This window comes from Clostridium sp. AM33-3 (genome assembly GCF_003480315.1).
Taxonomy (GTDB): domain Bacteria; phylum Bacillota; class Clostridia; order Lachnospirales; family Lachnospiraceae; genus Brotaphodocola.
In genome coordinates, this window is the sequence record NZ_QUIV01000029.1 from 23560 (window position 1) to 40740 (window position 17181).

General features: G+C 49.4%; 13 protein-coding genes and 1 riboswitch. Of the genes, 11 read left to right on the forward strand and 2 right to left on the reverse strand.

The genetic code is table 11. From position 1 onward, the window contains the following. Positions 1–96: 96 nt before the first annotated feature. Entirely contained in the window at positions 97–336 is a 240-nt protein-coding gene (locus tag DW819_RS13665; protein WP_118733699.1) for a FeoA domain-containing protein, read from the forward strand. Beyond that, the gene (feoB, locus tag DW819_RS13670) at positions 329–2395 is read left to right on the forward strand and encodes a ferrous iron transport protein B (protein WP_118733700.1); all 2067 of its coding nucleotides are present in this window, start codon (positions 329–331) and stop codon (positions 2393–2395) included. Before DW819_RS13665 ends, feoB begins: the two co-directional genes overlap by 8 nt. On the opposite strand, the gene DW819_RS13675 is transcribed toward feoB, so the two are convergent. Next, positions 2392–3351 carry a DUF5688 family protein gene (locus DW819_RS13675; protein ID WP_118733701.1) on the reverse strand — a complete coding sequence of 320 codons (960 nt, stop codon included), beginning with the start codon at positions 3349–3351 and terminating at the stop codon, positions 2392–2394. The genes feoB and DW819_RS13675 overlap by 4 nt on opposite strands. 317 nt (positions 3352–3668) lie before the next feature. Here DW819_RS13675 and DW819_RS13680 point away from each other — a divergent pair, with 317 nt between their 5' ends. From DW819_RS13680 to metK, 4 genes are all read left to right on the forward strand, one after another. Then, the gene (locus DW819_RS13680; RefSeq protein WP_118733702.1) at positions 3669–6143 is read left to right on the forward strand and encodes a hypothetical protein; all 2475 of its coding nucleotides are present in this window, start codon (positions 3669–3671) and stop codon (positions 6141–6143) included. A 91-nt stretch (positions 6144–6234) separates the two neighbouring features. Continuing rightward, a complete protein-coding gene (locus tag DW819_RS13685; RefSeq protein ID WP_118733703.1) occupies positions 6235–7527 on the forward strand; it encodes a UDP-N-acetylglucosamine 1-carboxyvinyltransferase in 1293 nt (430 codons plus the stop codon). Positions 7528–7767: 240 nt separating this feature from the next. Further along, positions 7768–8796, forward strand: a complete 1029-nt coding sequence (locus DW819_RS13690; RefSeq protein ID WP_118733704.1) for a hypothetical protein — start codon at positions 7768–7770, stop codon at positions 8794–8796. A gap of 153 nt (positions 8797–8949) precedes the next feature. Continuing rightward, positions 8950–9069, forward strand: a riboswitch (SAM riboswitch). 85 nt (positions 9070–9154) lie between these two features. After that, complete coding sequence (gene metK / locus DW819_RS13695) at positions 9155–10342, forward strand: methionine adenosyltransferase (RefSeq protein ID WP_118733705.1); 1188 nt, start codon at positions 9155–9157, stop codon at positions 10340–10342. A 76-nt stretch (positions 10343–10418) separates the two neighbouring features. Here the strand turns inward: metK and DW819_RS13700 are convergent, their stop codons facing one another. After that, the gene (locus tag DW819_RS13700; RefSeq protein WP_118733706.1) at positions 10419–10769 is read right to left on the reverse strand and encodes a NusG domain II-containing protein; all 351 of its coding nucleotides are present in this window, start codon (positions 10767–10769) and stop codon (positions 10419–10421) included. Positions 10770–10895: 126 nt separating this feature from the next. Between DW819_RS13700 and DW819_RS13705 the strand changes: the two genes are divergently transcribed. From DW819_RS13705 to DW819_RS13725, 5 genes are all read left to right on the forward strand, one after another. Then, positions 10896–11441, forward strand: a complete 546-nt coding sequence (locus DW819_RS13705; RefSeq protein WP_118733707.1) for a Gx transporter family protein — start codon at positions 10896–10898, stop codon at positions 11439–11441. Between the two features lie 119 nt (positions 11442–11560). Beyond that, the gene (gene galT, locus DW819_RS13710; protein WP_118733708.1) at positions 11561–13078 is read left to right on the forward strand and encodes a UDP-glucose--hexose-1-phosphate uridylyltransferase; all 1518 of its coding nucleotides are present in this window, start codon (positions 11561–11563) and stop codon (positions 13076–13078) included. 219 nt (positions 13079–13297) lie between these two features. Continuing rightward, positions 13298–14989, forward strand: coding sequence for an acetolactate synthase large subunit (locus tag DW819_RS13715; protein WP_118733709.1), 1692 nt, complete (start codon positions 13298–13300; stop codon positions 14987–14989). A 103-nt stretch (positions 14990–15092) separates the two neighbouring features. Beyond that, positions 15093–16142 (forward strand): FAD:protein FMN transferase, encoded by a 1050-nt coding sequence (locus tag DW819_RS13720; protein WP_118733710.1) that lies wholly within the window; start codon positions 15093–15095, stop codon positions 16140–16142. 57 nt (positions 16143–16199) lie between these two features. Continuing rightward, complete coding sequence (locus DW819_RS13725) at positions 16200–17126, forward strand: DMT family transporter (protein ID WP_118733711.1); 927 nt, start codon at positions 16200–16202, stop codon at positions 17124–17126. Positions 17127–17181 lie beyond the last annotated feature (55 nt).

A 17181-nucleotide genomic window follows, 5' to 3' on the forward strand; every position in this document is an offset into this window, starting at 1 on the left:
ATTCCGATAAAAATGTACCCTTATTGACAAAAATTATCAATAAGGGTATATTTTTTTTACATAAGCTACGAACTGCTAAGCAGAAGGAGAATATTTATGAAATTAAATGAGGGCATCATAGGTCACACCTATCGTGTGGAAGGCGTGGCCGTAAACGAGACTATTACCAGACGTCTGGAGGCTCTTGGAGTCAACAGCATGACTCCGGTAACTCTTTTAAATAAAAAAGGAAGCGGTTCTGTGATCTTTAAGGTACGCGGAACCAGACTGGCTGTGGGCAAACGCATCAGTGACGGCATTGAAATTTCAGAGATGGAGGTGGAGAACCATGGCTGAGGACAGAATACAGACGGAGCAGAAGCAAAGACCGGCCGGACTGAAGACGGAAAAGAAGCAGACCGGACAGAATCTTCGTGAAATACGGGTTGGCTTTGTCGGTAACCCGAACTGCGGAAAAACAACCCTGTTCAATGCATTTACCGGAGCCAATTTAAAAGTCGCAAACTGGCCCGGGGTTACGGTGGAACGTGTGGAGGGGCATACCAGCTATAAAGGCCGTTCCATCAAGGTGATTGACCTTCCGGGCATCTACAGCCTGACTTCCTATACCATCGAGGAAATCGTGACAAGGCGCTGCATTGAGGACGGTGAGGTGGATGTGATCATTAACGTAGTTGATGCATCTTCCCTGGAACGAAATCTGTATCTGACCCTGCAGCTGCTGGAGCTGAAAAAACCGGTCATCCTGGCACTGAATATGATGGATATTGTAGAAGAGCGGGGAATGGAGATTGACCTGCACCGTCTGCCGGAAATGCTGGGAGGTATTCCGGTGGTCCCGGTTTCCGCAAGAAAGCGTACCGGACTGGATGTGCTGATGCACGCGGTGGTCCATCATTACGAGGAGGGACCGCAGGGCGTTGTGGTGCGTTATGATGATGCACTGGAAGAAAAGATCAGCCAGATCGAGGTGATCCTGAGGGCAAAATACGGCGAAATGGAAAATATGCGCTGGCATGCGGTTAAGCTTCTGGAGCAGGACCCGGAAGTGATGAAAGACCATCCGGTGGATATCAGTCATATTGCGGAAAAAAACTACGAAAAAGATATCATCAATGAGAAGTATAATTATATAGAGGAAGTCATGGACGAATGCATGATGGGACGCGAGGAAAAATCAGCATCCACAGACCGCATCGATTCCTGGCTTACCCATCCGGTGTTTGGTGTACCGATCTTTCTCGGAATTATGGCGCTGGTCTTTTTCCTGACGTTCACGGTGGGAGATTTTCTGAAGGGATACTTTGAAACCGGCCTGGAATGGCTTTCCGGAGCGGTGCTTGCGGCTATGCAGCATGTGCAGGCATCTGACTGGCTGATTTCCCTGGTAGTAGACGGAATCGTAGCAGGTGTAGGCGGCATTTTAACCTTCCTGCCGAACATCTTTATCCTGTTTCTGGCTCTGGCGTTCCTGGAAGACAGCGGATACATGGCCAGAGTTGCCTATGTTATGAATGAGATCATGGGCCGTGTGGGGCTCTCCGGAAAGGCTTTTCTGCCGATGCTTCTGGGCTTTGGCTGTACGGTTCCGGCCGTCATGGCATCCCGTGCGCTGGCAACCGAGCGGGACCGCCGCCGCACCATTCTCATTACACCGTTCATGTCCTGCTCGGCAAGACTTCCGATTTATGTACTTTTTTCGGAGATGTTTTTTAAAGAGCATGCTATGATGGCGGCTTATTCCTTGTATGTGATCGGACTTTTTGTAGCGATTACCATTGCGTTTATCCTGCATAAACGAGAAAAGAATAAGGACGAGGACACGCTGCTGATCGAGCTTCCGGAATACAAGACACCGAATGCAAGAACCGTGACCATCTATGTATGGGACAAGGTGAAAGATTATCTGACCAAAGCCGGAACCACCATTTTTGTGGCATCCATTGTGCTCTGGTTTGTCTTAAACTTTGGCATTCATGGTTATGAAACGGATGTGACCAGGAGCTTTGCGGCGGCCCTGGGACGACTCCTGGTTCCGATCCTGAGGCCTGCAGGTCTTGGTACATGGCAGATCGCAGTAGCTTTGATTTCCGGCCTGTCTGCGAAAGAGGTGGTGGTGTCCAGCTTTTCCGTGCTCTATGGCATCAGCAACATCAACTCTGCGATGGGAATGGCTGAGCTTTCCAGGGTACTGGGAATTGCCGGATTTGGAATGGCAAATGCCTATGCGCTGCTGGTGTTCTGCCTGCTGTATTCCCCGTGTGTGGCTGCAGTGGGAACGATCCGGCGTGAAACCGGGTCATTAAGATTCACGATGCAGATGGTTCTGTTCCAGCTTGCGCTGGCCTGGGGATTTGCCGTTCTGATCTTTCAGATCGGAAGCCATATCCTTTAAGAGAGGACAGCGGTTCCCACCAGCTCCGGTGCGTTGGATACAATTTTCAGGCTTCCGTCCTTGCGGGAAAAAAGATAGACCTGGTTGGAAAGCTGTTCCTCCGGGGATACCTCCTGCCGGTTGATGGAAGTGACCATGGAACTGAGCGCTTCATAAGAAGTGTCCGGAAGATTCGGAGTCAGAAGGACTTCGTGGACACTGGATGGCAGCAGGATTAAGTCTGCCTGAAGGTGGTCTGCGAAGTCCTTCAGTACGTTCTGGTAGACGAGACAGCTGGCGCCGTACAGACCGTTGCTGTTGCTGAGCACATACAGTGGAGCAGCATCTTCAGATTCGAGGAGTTTATTGATCAGCTCCGGATCATAATGTTCTCCCATGTTTTTGCGCGCGATCTCCCGCAGCAGATCTGACATGCTCTGGATCTCGGCGGGGTATTCCAACGGTGTGTTGTGGCTTGCAGCTTCCCATAAATCGTTTACGGAAATATTCCAGCGTTTCATATGTTCCTGATGAATGAGGGCGGTCATCTGACCGGCCTCATTGCGTTCCAGGGAAATAAAAAATACGATGGAAAGGTCAAGATAGGGAAGATGAGGCAGATCCTTTAAGAGCACCTGATTGGATGCGGTGTGAATGAGCCGGAACATGATCCGGGAGCGGAGCTTGGAGAAATGGTCCAGAGCATCTGTCTGGAGAAACGATGGAGTAGGAGTAGCGCGGTAGAGACGTAAAATGTCGTGGACAATCTCGTGAATATCCGTGCCGCGCTGATACTGTTCATAATAGGGATTCAGATAGATCGTGGGGGCAACGGAACAGTCAGGACTCTGGATCGTCAGACCGTCCAGGGTAACACCGTTATTTTTAGGGAGAGGCCGGAGCATGAACTGATAGGAATCACCCAGAGCCTCCTGAAGCTGACTGGTCACTGTTTCAAGAAAAGTTTCGTATACCATAGAATACCTCCGTTGACTGTTTCTGCAGGTTTCCCGAACGGGTACACAAAAAAACTGCAGAAATATAAATATAGATAATATGTAACAAAAATGGAAATAAAACAGATGATAAAGAATGTTTGGAAAAACAGAAATTTATCATGAAATTATGGAAATGGTAGTTTCATTATAAGGGATACCCTGCGTGATAGCAAGCGAAATTTAAGAAAACATTTCCTTGTGGGGAAGTGGAAAACAGGGTACAATATTTGATGGAATGTCAGAGAGTGTTCCGGCCATTGTGCATGGCCATGAAAAAAGTAAGGAATTATCAGAATATGAATCATATTGTAAAACGAATCGGAATTTTAACCGGTGTATTTGCTGCGGCGCTCTGCGTCTTTTTTTTGGCGAATAACCGATGGAACAGCGGCCAGGACCAGGCCGTATATATGGATATGGAAGCGGCATCGCTTCCCAGCATCACCGTGCAGATGCTTGGCCGTGATATGAACCGGCTGTATGGATACCGTCAGGAGATGAACACAACGGCTGCCGGAGAGAATCTGACGATCCTTCCTGAGGATCGTGCACTGACGGTGGATATTACCGGCGGTGGAGTTACCGGGATCAGCTACGAGGTCCGCAGCATGGACCGCGCACGCCTGGTGGAGCGCACAGAGGTGTCGGACTGGCAGCAGACCCAGCAGGGAATTGCAGCTACTCTGCCGATTCAGAATCTTCTCACAAAGGAACGGGAATACCAGCTGATAATTCAGCTTGATACAGAAAATTATGGCTCTGTGTATTACTACACCAGGATCCTCTGGACAGATTCTGCGCAGCATGCCAGGGATATGGTTGATCTGGCAGCAGATTTTTCCATCAAGACCTTTGATTATGAGCAGGCCAAAAGCCTGACCACATATCTTGAGACCAGTCCGTCGGAGGATAACAGTACCTTTGGACATACCTCCATTCATTCCAGCTTTTCCCAGCTGACCTGGGGAAAGCTGAATATGCAGCCGGAAGGCAATGTGGAGATCCGCTTAAAAGAACTGGATGGCGTGATGTGCGGCGTACAGCTTTCCTATCAGGCAAAGCGGCAGGGAGATGGCGCAGAGGAAACGTATGAGGTCGAGGAAGATTTTACCCTGAAATGGAATGAGCTTCGCATTTACATGATGCAGTATGACCGGACAGTAAATCAGATTTTTGCAGGTGATCGCAGTGAGTATTCCGGAAAGCGTATCCTTCTTGGCATCACGCAGGATGACCGCGTAGAGCTGGTAAAGAGCGCCGGCGGAAAGACCCTGGCGTACCGGGTGAACCGGGATCTCTGGAGCTTTGAGCCGGAAGACCGTCGTGCCGTGAGGATTTTTTCCTTCCGCGATGATGACAGCACAGATGTGCGGAGCAACTACGACCATCATGATGTCAGGATCCTTTCCGTGGAAGATGACGGCGATGTAGATTTTCTGGTATATGGTTATATGAACCGTGGAAATCATGAGGGTGAGAATGGGATTGCCGGATACCATTATACGGCAGCCGGTAATGCACTGGAAGAACGATATTTTATTCCGTATTCCGGATCCTATGAGCAGCTGGCGGCAGATCTTGACTGTCTGGCTACTCAGACCGCCGGCGGCATGCTGTATCTGTATGTGGATCATGCCATTTACGGGATCGACATGAACAGCCGGGAGAATATGGTCGTTGCAGATTCACTCACGGATGGAACCTTTGCTGTCAGTACGGATAAGAAGCGGATCGCATGGCAGGAGGGAACGCTCTATGAGTCCCGTATTTTGCATCTGATGGATTTAGAGACAGGTGAAAACCGTGAGGTTCGCGCTTCAGATGGAGAATATGTCCGTACTCTTGGCTTTGTAGGACGGGATCTGGTGTATGGCACATCCAGGGAGGATGACATCTGGCTGGTGAATGGCCGGACTGAGAACCTTCCTATGTACAGTGTCCGCATCATCAATGACCAGATGGAGGAGGAAACCAGCTACGGTAAATCCGGAACCTACATTTCTGAGGTTACGGTAGATGAAAGCCGTATTCATTTAAAACGTGTCACGAAAACCGGACCGCACACCTATGCAGACAGTCCGGAGGATACCATCGTCTGCAATGTGGACCTTGGACATGGAAAACTGGAAGGAATTGGATGGTATGCATCACCGGAAAAAGAACGTGTTTACTTTGTGGAACTGGCGCAGGAGCTGAAGGGTGGGCGCAGTATCCGTTTCCAGGCTCCGAAACGGGTAAGCTTCGAGCAGTCTGACCGTCTTGAGTTAAAGTCCAATGCCCAGCTTTCCGATATGGAGTTTTACGCATACGGAAGCGGCCATCTGTTAAAGGTGACATCCGATTTTTCCGAGGCACTGCAGCTGGCATATGATCAGATGGGGGTTGTCACAGATAAGGACCGCAATATACTGTGGAACCGTGTCAAGCGCGGTAATATCCGGAATATCCGTGACCCGCAGTCTGCCTTTGCTCCGCTGGCACGTCATCTGGATACCTTCACGGAGAGTCAGGTTTATGAGAATGAAAACCTGGTGGTCCTGAATGCCCGCGGAAGCAGCCTGGCACAGATGCTGTATTTTATCGATCAGGGAATTCCGGTGGCCGGTTATATGGGGGAAGGACAGTATCTGATCCTCTGCGGTTTTGACCAGTACAATGTAACCGTGTTTGATCCGCAGAGCGGGGAACTTTACAAAGCAGGATTGAATGACAGTACCGAGTACTTCCGCGTGAGGGGAAATGATTTCATCTGCGCGGTGAACCTCCGGTAATGCGTTTTTCCTTTACAAAACGGGAATCTGTGGTATAATCATTAAGATTTAATAAAAATGTAAAGTTTTACTTTTCCTATAGAGGTGTGTAATGAATCAGTATATTATGAAAGGCGGCAATCCGCTGGTAGGAGATGTTGTGATCAGCGGAGCAAAGAATGCCGCGCTTGGTATTCTGGCAGCTTCCATTATGACAGATGAGGAGGTTGTCATCGAAAATCTTCCGGATGTACGTGATATCAATGTGCTTCTGGAGGCAATCCAGGAGATTGGAGCGCAGGTTGACCGTATCGATCGTCATACCGTAAAGATCAACGGATCTACCATCCATGAGGTATCGGTAGATGACGAATACATCCGCCGCATCCGTGCTTCCTATTATTTTATCGGTGCGCTTCTCGGCAAGTACAAGAGTGCCCAGGTACCGCTTCCGGGAGGCTGTGATATCGGCAGCAGACCGATCGACCAGCATTTGAAGGGCTTTCGGGCATTGGGAGCCAGAATCGAGATTGAACGTGGAGCTGTTCATGCACATGCGATTGATTTGGTAGGTGCCCATATTTATCTGGATATGGTTTCTGTGGGCGCGACCATCAACATCATGATGGCAGCAGCCATGGCAGAGGGCATGACCATCCTTGAAAATGCGGCAAAAGAGCCTCATGTCGTAGACGTGGCGAACTTCTTAAACAGCATGGGAGCCAATATCAAGGGAGCCGGTACGGATGTCATCCGTATCCGCGGTGTCAGAACTCTGCACGGGACCGATTATTCTATCATTCCGGATCAGATCGAGGCCGGCACGTTTATGTGTGCGGCAGCTGTGACCCGGGGTGATATTACCGTAAAAAACGTGATTCCGAAGCATCTTGAAGCAATTTCCGCAAAGCTGATCGAGATCGGCTGTGAGGTGATCGAGGGAGATGACGAGGTACGCGTGGTCGGACGGCCGAAGCAGTGCTCAACCAATATCAAGACACTGCCATATCCGGGCTTCCCGACCGATATGCAGCCTCAGATGGCTGTGACGCTGGCTTTGGCAGAGGGAACCAGCATGATCACTGAGAGCATTTTTGAGAACCGCTTCAAATATGTGGATGAACTGGCACGTATGGGCGGAAACATCAAGGTAGAGGGCAATGTAGCTGTCATTGATGGCGTAAGGGGCTTTACCGGGGCACGCGTGGAGTCTCCGGATCTTCGCGCCGGAGCGGCACTGGTACTCGCAGGTCTCTCGGCAGAAGGATATACCGTGGTGGATGAGATTGGCTACATCCAGCGCGGATATGAAAAATTTGAGGAGAAGCTTCAGGGACTTGGTGCAGCCATCGAGATGGTGGATTCTGAGAAAGAAGCACAGAAGTTCCGCTTAAAGATTGGATAATTGCTGCAGGCTGTCTGTTTTATCAGGATAGGATGAACGGACAGCCTGTTTTGCTCTATACGGATCGATCTGGAGCAATTTGGTAAGAATTGTAAGCAAATCGTTAAATTCTGTAGGGAAATTGTTAGGTTCCGGACACAAACTGTACACGTTTTTCTGGTAACCTGTAAGTAATCAGATAAGAAATCGTGATATATGGATCAGTAAATCCGAAGGATGCAAAAGGAGGATGATATCAGTATGAAGTTATGGAAAAAAAGTTTAGCCGGTCTGATCGGCGCAGCGCTGCTTACAGCACTTGCTGCAGGAACTGCCCTGGCAGCAGAGAGCAGGACCAAAATTACCAGTGTCAGCATTACCATTGATTCTGACATCGCAGTAGGAGACAGCGGCGGAAGTGTTACTGCTACCGCAAACGGCAGCAATTATGATGTAACCGATGTTGACATTGTAAATGACGATGGCGAGTGGGTCGACGGAGATGTTCCGAGAGTTGAGATTACTCTGGAAGCAGACAGCGATTATTATTTTGCTTCCATGGCGAAATCCAAGGTTTCTTTAAAGGGAGATAAGGCAACCTATGTTTCTTCCAGAAGAGAAGATTCCAGCTCTACCCTGATCATCACTGTGAAGCTGGATGATCTGGAAGGAACCATGGAGATTGATAATGTATCCTGGGAAAATGACAATTCTCCGATTGCAACCTGGGAAACTACCTCAGGAGCAGTCAGCTATCAGGTGCGTTTATACCGCGGCAGCAGCTCGGTAGGCAGTGCAGTCACTACCAGCAGCGAGTATTACAACTTTGCTTCCAGTATTACCAGAGAGGGTGAGTATTACTTCAAGGTTCGCGCAGTAAACAGCAACAGCAAAAAAGGAGACTGGTACGAATCTGATTACATCTATGTGGATGAGGAGATGCTTGCAAACATCAAGGCCGGCAACTATACAACCGGCAATACCTCTTCCGGCAGTACGGCCAATACTCCGGGCGGAAGCACCCAGCAGGCAGCCTGGGTCAAGGACAGCGTAGGCTGGTGGTATCGCTTTGCTGACGGCACTTACCCGACAAACGGCTGGCTGCAGATCAACGGCCAGTGGTACTGCTTTGACAGTGTGGGCTATATGCGTACAGGCTGGATCCAGGCAGGAGACGGAAATTACTACTACTGCGACCTGACCAACGGCAACATGCTGACCAATACCTGGACTCCGGATGGCTACTATGTCAATGCCTCTGGTATATGGGTAAAGGGCAAGACCAGATAAAAAAGATCAAAAAGCAGGAAAGTCCTTGACAGTGGACAGGGAATCTGTTAAGATATGACACGCAGCTGTGATCTATAGCTGCGTGTTTTTGTTACCATTCAGATCGGGGAAGCGCCTCTGGCGCGTCCGCTGATAAATTGAAAAGTGCGTAATCCCTTATTCAGAGTGATGGAGATACAAAGGATCTGTGAAGTCACGGCAACCCCATACGAAATGCTACTGGCAGGAGCGTGCGGAAGGTGCCAACCTGAGCGAGAAATCGAGCAATAAGAGGATTTGATCGAATCAGAAATCAAGTCCGCAGCGTTGCTACGGACTTTTCTTTTGTTTATTTATTATTATTCTAAGGAGGATTTTCATGGAAAAGTTACTGTTTACTTCCGAGTCTGTTACCGAGGGACATCCGGATAAAATGTGCGATGCAATTTCTGATGCAATTCTGGATGCGCTGATGGAAAAAGACCCGATGAGCCGTGTTGCATGTGAGACCTGCACCACCACCGGCCTGGTTATGGTCATGGGTGAGATTACCACCAACGCGTATGTTGACATTCAGAAGATCGTGCGCGAGACCGTACGTGAAATTGGTTATGACCGCGCGAAATATGGATTTGACTGCGATACCTGCGGCGTGATCGTAGCGCTGGATGAGCAGTCCAAGGATATTGCACTGGGTGTGGATACCGCACTGGAGAAAAAAGAGAACACCATGGACGATGACGCACTGGATGCCATCGGTGCAGGTGACCAGGGTATGATGTTCGGTTTCGCAACCAATGAGACCGAGGAGTACATGCCGTATCCGATTGCCCTGGCACACAAGCTGTCACGTCAGCTGACCAAGGTCCGCAAGGATGGAACTCTCCGTTACCTTCGCCCGGATGGAAAGACCCAGGTTACCGTAGAGTACGATGAGAACGGCAAGGCAAAGCGTCTGGATGCAGTAGTTCTTTCTACCCAGCATGATGAGGAAGTAACCCAGGAACAGATTCATGCAGACATTAAGAAATATGTATTTGATGAGATCCTTCCGGCAGAGATGGTAGACGCTGAGACCAAGTTTTTCATCAATCCGACCGGACGTTTCGTGATCGGCGGACCGCACGGAGACAGCGGCCTGACCGGACGTAAGATCATCGTAGACACCTATGGCGGCTACGCACGTCACGGCGGCGGCGCATTTTCCGGTAAGGACTGCACCAAGGTAGACCGTTCCGCAGCGTATGCAGCACGTTATGTTGCAAAGAACATTGTTGCGGCAGGACTGGCTGATAAGTGTGAGATCCAGCTTTCCTACGCAATCGGCGTGGCCCATCCGACTTCCATCATGGCAGACACCTTTGGAACCGGTAAGCTCTCAAATGAGAAGCTGGTTGAGATCATCCGCGCAAACTTTGATTTAAGACCGGCCGGTATCATCAAGATGCTTGATCTGCGCCGTCCGATCTACAAGCAGACCGCAGCATATGGCCACTTCGGTCGTACGGATCTGGATCTTCCGTGGGAGAAACTGGACAAGGTGGATGTTCTGAAGGCATATCTGTAATAGAAAATATACGACAATAGAAAGGACCGGAAGTCCGCTGCGGCGGATTTTCCGGTCCTTGCCTGTTTTTGATTTTTTATGATTCCGGAGCTACGATCTTGGCAATCATACGATTTGGCAAACAGACGATCAGTTCTCCGTTCATGGAGACTTTGCCCTGATGCACGCACACCTTGTCGGGACAGGAAGCTTCACTGACCCATGCAGCACCATTCTGGATGATCAGATGGTTGGTGCCGCCGTTTGCGCCGTCTATGATGAGATCAGCATCCTGATTTAAGTCCAGTGTCTGGACAAGGTGGCCGTCTACGGTGATTTCGACCCGGGCGGCCGGCTGCCTGTGCATGGCCTGATTAATCAGAAATCCGGCGGAGGCAGCCGCAAGAAGGATCAGGACCAGAATGATTTCCCGCTTTTTTTTTGTCATGGGATCTCTCTTTCTAAAATGATAGGATAATGATATAATGGTTAAAGATTCTGAACTGGATAATCCGGACAGAAGTCAGAGCTTTTTCGTGTTTGAACTATAGCATAGAAGCAGGGAGATGTCAAATTGGAAAACAGAAAACCTGGTCAGAAGCGCAGAATACGGGGCCATGCGGATAAAGCCGCCTTATATGGCCTGCTTATTGCCCTGGCTTTTATATTCAGCTATGTGGAGGCGCTGATCCCGCTTCCGGTTCCGGTGCCCGGTATCAAGCTGGGCCTTGCAAACCTGGTGAATGTAGTGGGGCTATATACAGTGGGGGCCGCAGGAACCCTGGTGGTCGGGCTCCTTCGTATTGTGATGGTGGGCTTTACGTTCAGTAATCCGGGCAGTATGCTGTATGCACTTGCGGGCGGCATCCTAAGTCTTGCGGTTATGGCGCTTGCAAAAAAAATGGATTGGTTTGAGAAAACCGGAGTCAGCATTCTTGGCGGTGTGTTTCATAATATTGGACAGCTTTCCATGGCAGCCTGGATCACAGGGACAGCGGGGGTATTTACATATCTGCCGGTGCTTCTGGTGACCGGTGTCATCACGGGAGGAGTCATTGGCCTGCTTGGCGGCCTGGTGACAGAACGTATTGCGCCGGTCATTCAGCGCATGCGCCAGTAAATCTGCAGCGTCGGCATAAAAAATTGTAGACAGGACAAAGATTATTCTATGGAACTGCAGACAAAAACGGATTATACTGAAAGAAATATATAAAAACATGGGGAATGGGGAGGTTATATATGGTTTACACAGCAATCAAGAAACTGGTGCAGTATGGTCTGGAGACCGGTCTGATCACAGAAACAGACCGTATTTATGCAACAAATCAGCTTTTGGAGGCATTAAAACTGGAAGCCTATGAGGAACCGGAAGATCCGGTAGAAACAGGAAGCCTGGAGGAAATCCTGAGAGAACTTCTGGACTATGCCTGTGAGCAGGGTCTGATCGAAGACAGCATTGCCTATCGTGATCTGTTTGACGCGAAGCTGATGAACTGTCTGATGCCGCGTCCGTCCGAGGTGGAACAGATTTTCTGGAACCGCTATCAGGAGGGCGGTCCGGAGGCGGCTACCAATTATTTTTATAAACTCAGTCAGGATTCTGACTATATCCGCAGATACCGGGTCTGCAAGGATCAGAAATGGGTGACCAGCACACCGTATGGAGATCTGGATATCACCATTAATTTATCAAAGCCGGAGAAAGATCCGAAGGCTATCGCGGCTGCCAAGCTGGCAAAGCAGAGCGGCTACCCGAAATGTCTGCTTTGCATGGAGAATGAGGGCTACGCAGGTCGTCTGAACCATCCGGCCAGAAACAATCACCGTATTATCCGCATCACGGTGAATGAGAGCCGCTGGGGATTTCAGTATTCCCCATATGTATATTATAATGAGCATTGTATTGTCTTTAACGGGCAGCATACCCCGATGAAGATTGACCGCTCTGCGTTTGTGAAGCTGTTTGATTTTGTAAAACAATTCCCGCATTATTTCCTGGGATCCAATGCCGACCTGCCGATCGTTGGCGGCTCCATTCTGAGTCATGATCATTTTCAGGGAGGTCATTATACCTTTGCCATGGCGCGGGCCGGCATGGAACAGAAGTTTACCATGCCGGGCTTTGAGGATGTGGAGGCAGGAATCGTGCACTGGCCGATGTCTGTTCTTCGTCTTAGCGGTGAGAATCCGGACCGCCTGATCGATCTGGGCGAAAAGGTGCTGACAGCATGGCGCGGTTACACTGATGAGGCAGCGTTTGTCTATGCAGAGACAAACGGAGAGCCGCACAACACCATTACTCCAATTGCGCGCAAAAACGGAAACTGCTACGAGCTGGATCTGGTGCTGCGCAATAACATCACAACGGAAGAATTCCCGCTGGGCGTCTACCATCCGCACCAGGAGCTGCATCACATCAAGAAGGAAAATATTGGTCTGATCGAGGTGATGGGACTTGCGGTGCTTCCGTCCCGCTTAAAGGATGAGCTGGCGAGGCTGGCCGATGCGATCATAGAGGGCAGTGATATCCGTGCCGATGAGATGCTGGCAAAGCATGCAGACTGGGTGGACGAGTTTAAGCCTCATTACGCGTCCATTACGAGAGAAAATGTGGACGATATCTTAAAAGAAGAAGTCGGAAAGATATTTGCCCGGGTTCTGGAGGATGCCGGTGTCTACAAGTGCACGCCGGAGGGCCGCGAGGCATTTGGACGGTTCCTGGCCACGGTCGGATTCCAAAAAAATGAAAAAATATAAGTATTTATAATTCTTTCAATATGACGGTTCTTCTGTCGGAATGTTTGTCTGACAGAGAACCGTCACTTTATTTTGTTCAAAATATGCTTTCGAAAATAATGAAAACCGGTAACCACAAGAAAATGATTGTGAAACAGGCAATGAAAATGGTGATTGTAATTGTGAAAAACACGCGCTATATTACAAAATCATAAAAGCTGCACAAGGGAGGATGTCATCATGGAAAAACAGCAGAGCGAAAATGTGCTTCAGCAGAAAGAAAAACATCAGAGAAATGCGGCAGATTTACTTGTGGAATGTCTGCAGGAGGAAGGTGTGGAATACATATTCGGAATCCCAGGCGAAGAGAACCTGGCAGTGATGAATGCGATCGATCAGTCCCCGATCCGGTTTATTACCACACGCCATGAGCAGGGGGCTGCGTTTATGGCAGATGTATATGGAAGACTGACTGGTAAGGCGGGGGTTTGTCTGGCTACGCTGGGACCTGGCGCAACCAACCTGGTAACCGGTGTGGCAGATGCAGACGGTGATGGAGCGCCATTAGTGGCTATTACCGGACAGGTGGGAACGGAGCGCATGCACATTACCGGACATCAGTTCCTGGATCTGACAAAGATGTTTGAACCGATCACCAAGCGTACCAAGATGGTGGTACGCCCGGATACCGTGGGCGAGATAGTACGTCTGGCGTTCAAATACGCAGAGAGTGAAAAGCCGGGAGCAACCCACATTGATTTGCCAGTGAATGTAGCGAAAATGCCGGTTCCGGAAGGCGAAAAGCCACTTCACAAAAAGACCGCACCGAAGGAATACGCGGAGCTGGATACCGTGCAGGATGCGGCAGGTATGATCTTCCAGGCAAAGAATCCGGTGATCCTGGCTGGAAGCGGCGTAGTAAGAGGACATGCATCAAAGGAACTGACAGAGTTTGCCACAAAGCTGAAGATTCCAGTCATCAATACCATGATGGCAAAGGGCGTGATCCCGTTTGACAATCCGTATTCCATGTGGACCATAGGCATCCCCCAGAAGGATTATCAGAACAAGATCATGGAAGAAGCAGACCTGGTTATCGCTGTGGGCTATGATATCGTAGAATACGCGCCGGCCAAGTGGAATCCGGAAGGAAAGATTGATATTGTTCACGTTGATATGCGCCCGGCTCATATCAATAAGCTGTATCAGCCGGAGGTGGAAGTGGTAGGGGATATTGCAGATGCCCTGGTACAGATTGGAAGAAGAACCTCCAGACGTCAGGAACCGGAGCGTGCCCTGGAAATCAAGCAGATGATGGTAGAGGAGCATGAATCTTATGCTTCTGATGATTCTTTCCCGATGAAACCGCAGAGGATCTTAAGTGATGTACGCAGGGTCATGGGTCGTGAGGATATCGTAATCTCAGATGTAGGTGCCCACAAGATGTGGATTGCCCGTCATTACAACTGCTACGAGCCGAATACCTGTATTATTTCCAATGGTTTCGCGACTATGGGAATTTCCGTGCCAGGCGCGATCGGGGCAAAGCTGGTATATCCGGAGAAAAAAATTCTGGCTGTGTGCGGGGACGGAGGATTCATGATGAACTGCCAGGAATTTGAGACGGCCTTGCGGGTAAAGGCACCCTTTGTCACCCTGATCTTCAACGATTCCAGCTATGGCCTCATCAAATGGAAACAGATGGACCAGTACGGAAAGAGCTGCTGTGTAGATTTTACGAATCCGGATTTTGTGAAGTTTGCGGAAAGTATGGGGGCAATTGGTTACCGCATCACAAAAGCAGAAGAGCTGGTGCCAACCCTTGAAAAGGCATTCGAGCAGAATGTTCCGGTTATCATTGACTGCCCGGTGGATTATGCGGAAAACACAAAGCTGACAGCGCACCTGAAAGAACTGATGGAGAAGCTGTAACAACATAAAATAGATACTGAAAAAAGAATGCTGGGTTTCCAACATTCTTTTTTTGTGCTATGATGAACTGGTCTGTTCAAAAAAATAAGAAAGGTCAGAAAACATGAATCACGGAAAAAAAACGTTTCTTCTTGCATTGGCTTCGGCAGTTGTTCTGTCCGGCTGTTCAGGCAGCGGCCAGCAGATGACAGCGTACGATGCCCAGTATCTGGATTATTTTGATACGGTAACCAGCATCACGATCTACGCAAAGAATGAAGCAGAGTTTGAACAATATAAAAGCCTGGCAGAAGACACCATGAAAAAGTATCATGAGCTGTTTGATATTTATGATAATTATGATGGTGTCAGCAATATCAAAACCATCAATGACAACGCGGGGATCGCGCCGGTTACGGTAGATCCAGAGCTTATCAGTCTGCTGGAATTTTCCAGACAGGAGTATGAGAAAACCGGCGGAAGGGTCAATGTGGCAATGGGAAGTGTGCTTTCCATCTGGCACGAATACCGGGAAGCAGGCCTGAAAGACCCTTCCCGGGCACAGATCCCGGATATGCAGAAGCTTCAGCAGGCGGCACAGCATACAGATCTGGAACAGGTACAGATTGATCCGCAGGCCTCAACGGTGTATCTGCCGGATCAGGAAATGAGCCTGGATGTGGGAGCCATCGCAAAGGGATATGCCACAAAACGACTGGCAGAGACACTTGAGGAAGCAGGGGTGACGTCTGCGCTGTTAAGCCTTGGCGGCAATGTGGAAACCATCGGGACCAAGGCGGATGGAAAGCCATGGCGCGTTGGGGTTCAGAATCCGGATACCAGCGCAGCACAGTCATATCTGAAGGTTGTGAATCTGAATGACAGCTGCCTGGTGACCAGCGGGACTTATCAGCGTTATTATGAGGTAGACGGTGTGCGGTATCATCACATCATCAATCCGGATACGCTGATGCCATGGAACAAGTATGATTCTGTGAGTATTCTCTGCGGGGACAGCGCACTGGCAGATGCGCTTTCCACGGCAGTTTTTAACATGGACCCGGAGGAAGGAAGGGCATTTATCGAGGCGCAGGATGGTGTGGAGGCACTGTGGGTGTTTCCGGATGGAACGGAGATGGAGAGCAGTGGCTTTGGTGCTTATGTGAGTCAGTGATGCTTCGGAAATACAGAAAACATACATGAGGGAATGAAAAGTCGAGGACAATAAAATATGGAAGCAAAAACAAGAAAAACAGCAGGACACAGCGCAATGCTGCTCCTTGCGGCCCTGGTCTGGGGGATTGCCTTTGTAGCCCAAAGTGAGGGACTGAATTATGTAGAAACCTTTACCTTTAATACCTGCCGGTTTCTTCTTGGCGGAGCAGTACTGATCCCGTGTATTTTTTTCATGCATGGAAGAAAAGACAGTATATGGCAGACATTGTCTGAAAAAGAAAAGAAAGAGCAGACCCGTATGGGCATCATCGGCGGCATCTGCTGTGGCTGTGTGCTTTGCCTGGCAAGCTGTCTGCAGCAGTTTGGTATTGGGCAGACTACGGTGGGAAAGGCCGGATTTATCACGACTCTGTATATCATCATCGTGCCGTTTATGGGCCTGTTTTTAAAGAAAAAGGCCGGCATTAATATCTGGATCAGTGCAGTGATCGCGGCTGTGGGGATGTATTTTCTGTGCATTACGGAATCCTTCTCCATCGGAGCGGGAGACCGGCTGGTGCTGATGTGTTCCGTGGTATTTTCCGTGCACATTCTGGTGATCGATTACTTTTCTCCAAAAGCAGATGGCGTGGTGATTTCCTGTGTGCAGTTTTTCACCGCAGGCGTACTTGCCTGCGTGCTGATGCTGCTATTTGAGCATCCATCTATGTCTGCAGTCATTGCGGCAGCAGCACCGATCCTTTATGCAGGCGTGATGTCCTGCGGTGTCGGCTATACCCTGCAGGTCGTAGCCCAGAATGGTGTGGATCCGACTATAGCCTCCCTTCTGTTAAGTCTGGAATCCGTGTTCTCTGTTCTGGCCGGATGGGTGATCCTGGGACAGAAGCTTTCCGGAAGAGAGCTCTTTGGATGCGCACTGGTATTCGCAGCGGTGCTGCTGGTGCAGATACCGACAGAAAAGCTGTTTCCATGCAGGAAATAAAAATTTAAAGAATAACTAATAGAGTCCGAAGGTTCGGTCAGACCATACAGAATAA

Coding starts and splice junctions, on each gene's coding strand:
- DW819_RS13665 (WP_118733699.1), top strand. CDS start 97: ATGAAATTAAATGAGGGCATCATAGGTCACACCTATCGTGTGGAAGGC.
- feoB (WP_118733700.1), top strand. CDS start 329: ATGGCTGAGGACAGAATACAGACGGAGCAGAAGCAAAGACCGGCCGGA.
- DW819_RS13675 (WP_118733701.1), bottom strand. CDS start 3,351: ATGGTATACGAAACTTTTCTTGAAACAGTGACCAGTCAGCTTCAGGAG.
- DW819_RS13680 (WP_118733702.1), top strand. CDS start 3,669: ATGAATCATATTGTAAAACGAATCGGAATTTTAACCGGTGTATTTGCT.
- DW819_RS13685 (WP_118733703.1), top strand. CDS start 6,235: ATGAATCAGTATATTATGAAAGGCGGCAATCCGCTGGTAGGAGATGTT.
- DW819_RS13690 (WP_118733704.1), top strand. CDS start 7,768: ATGAAGTTATGGAAAAAAAGTTTAGCCGGTCTGATCGGCGCAGCGCTG.
- metK (WP_118733705.1), top strand. CDS start 9,155: ATGGAAAAGTTACTGTTTACTTCCGAGTCTGTTACCGAGGGACATCCG.
- DW819_RS13700 (WP_118733706.1), bottom strand. CDS start 10,769: ATGACAAAAAAAAAGCGGGAAATCATTCTGGTCCTGATCCTTCTTGCG.
- galT (WP_118733708.1), top strand. CDS start 11,561: ATGGTTTACACAGCAATCAAGAAACTGGTGCAGTATGGTCTGGAGACC.
- DW819_RS13715 (WP_118733709.1), top strand. CDS start 13,298: ATGGAAAAACAGCAGAGCGAAAATGTGCTTCAGCAGAAAGAAAAACAT.
- DW819_RS13720 (WP_118733710.1), top strand. CDS start 15,093: ATGAATCACGGAAAAAAAACGTTTCTTCTTGCATTGGCTTCGGCAGTT.
- DW819_RS13725 (WP_118733711.1), top strand. CDS start 16,200: ATGGAAGCAAAAACAAGAAAAACAGCAGGACACAGCGCAATGCTGCTC.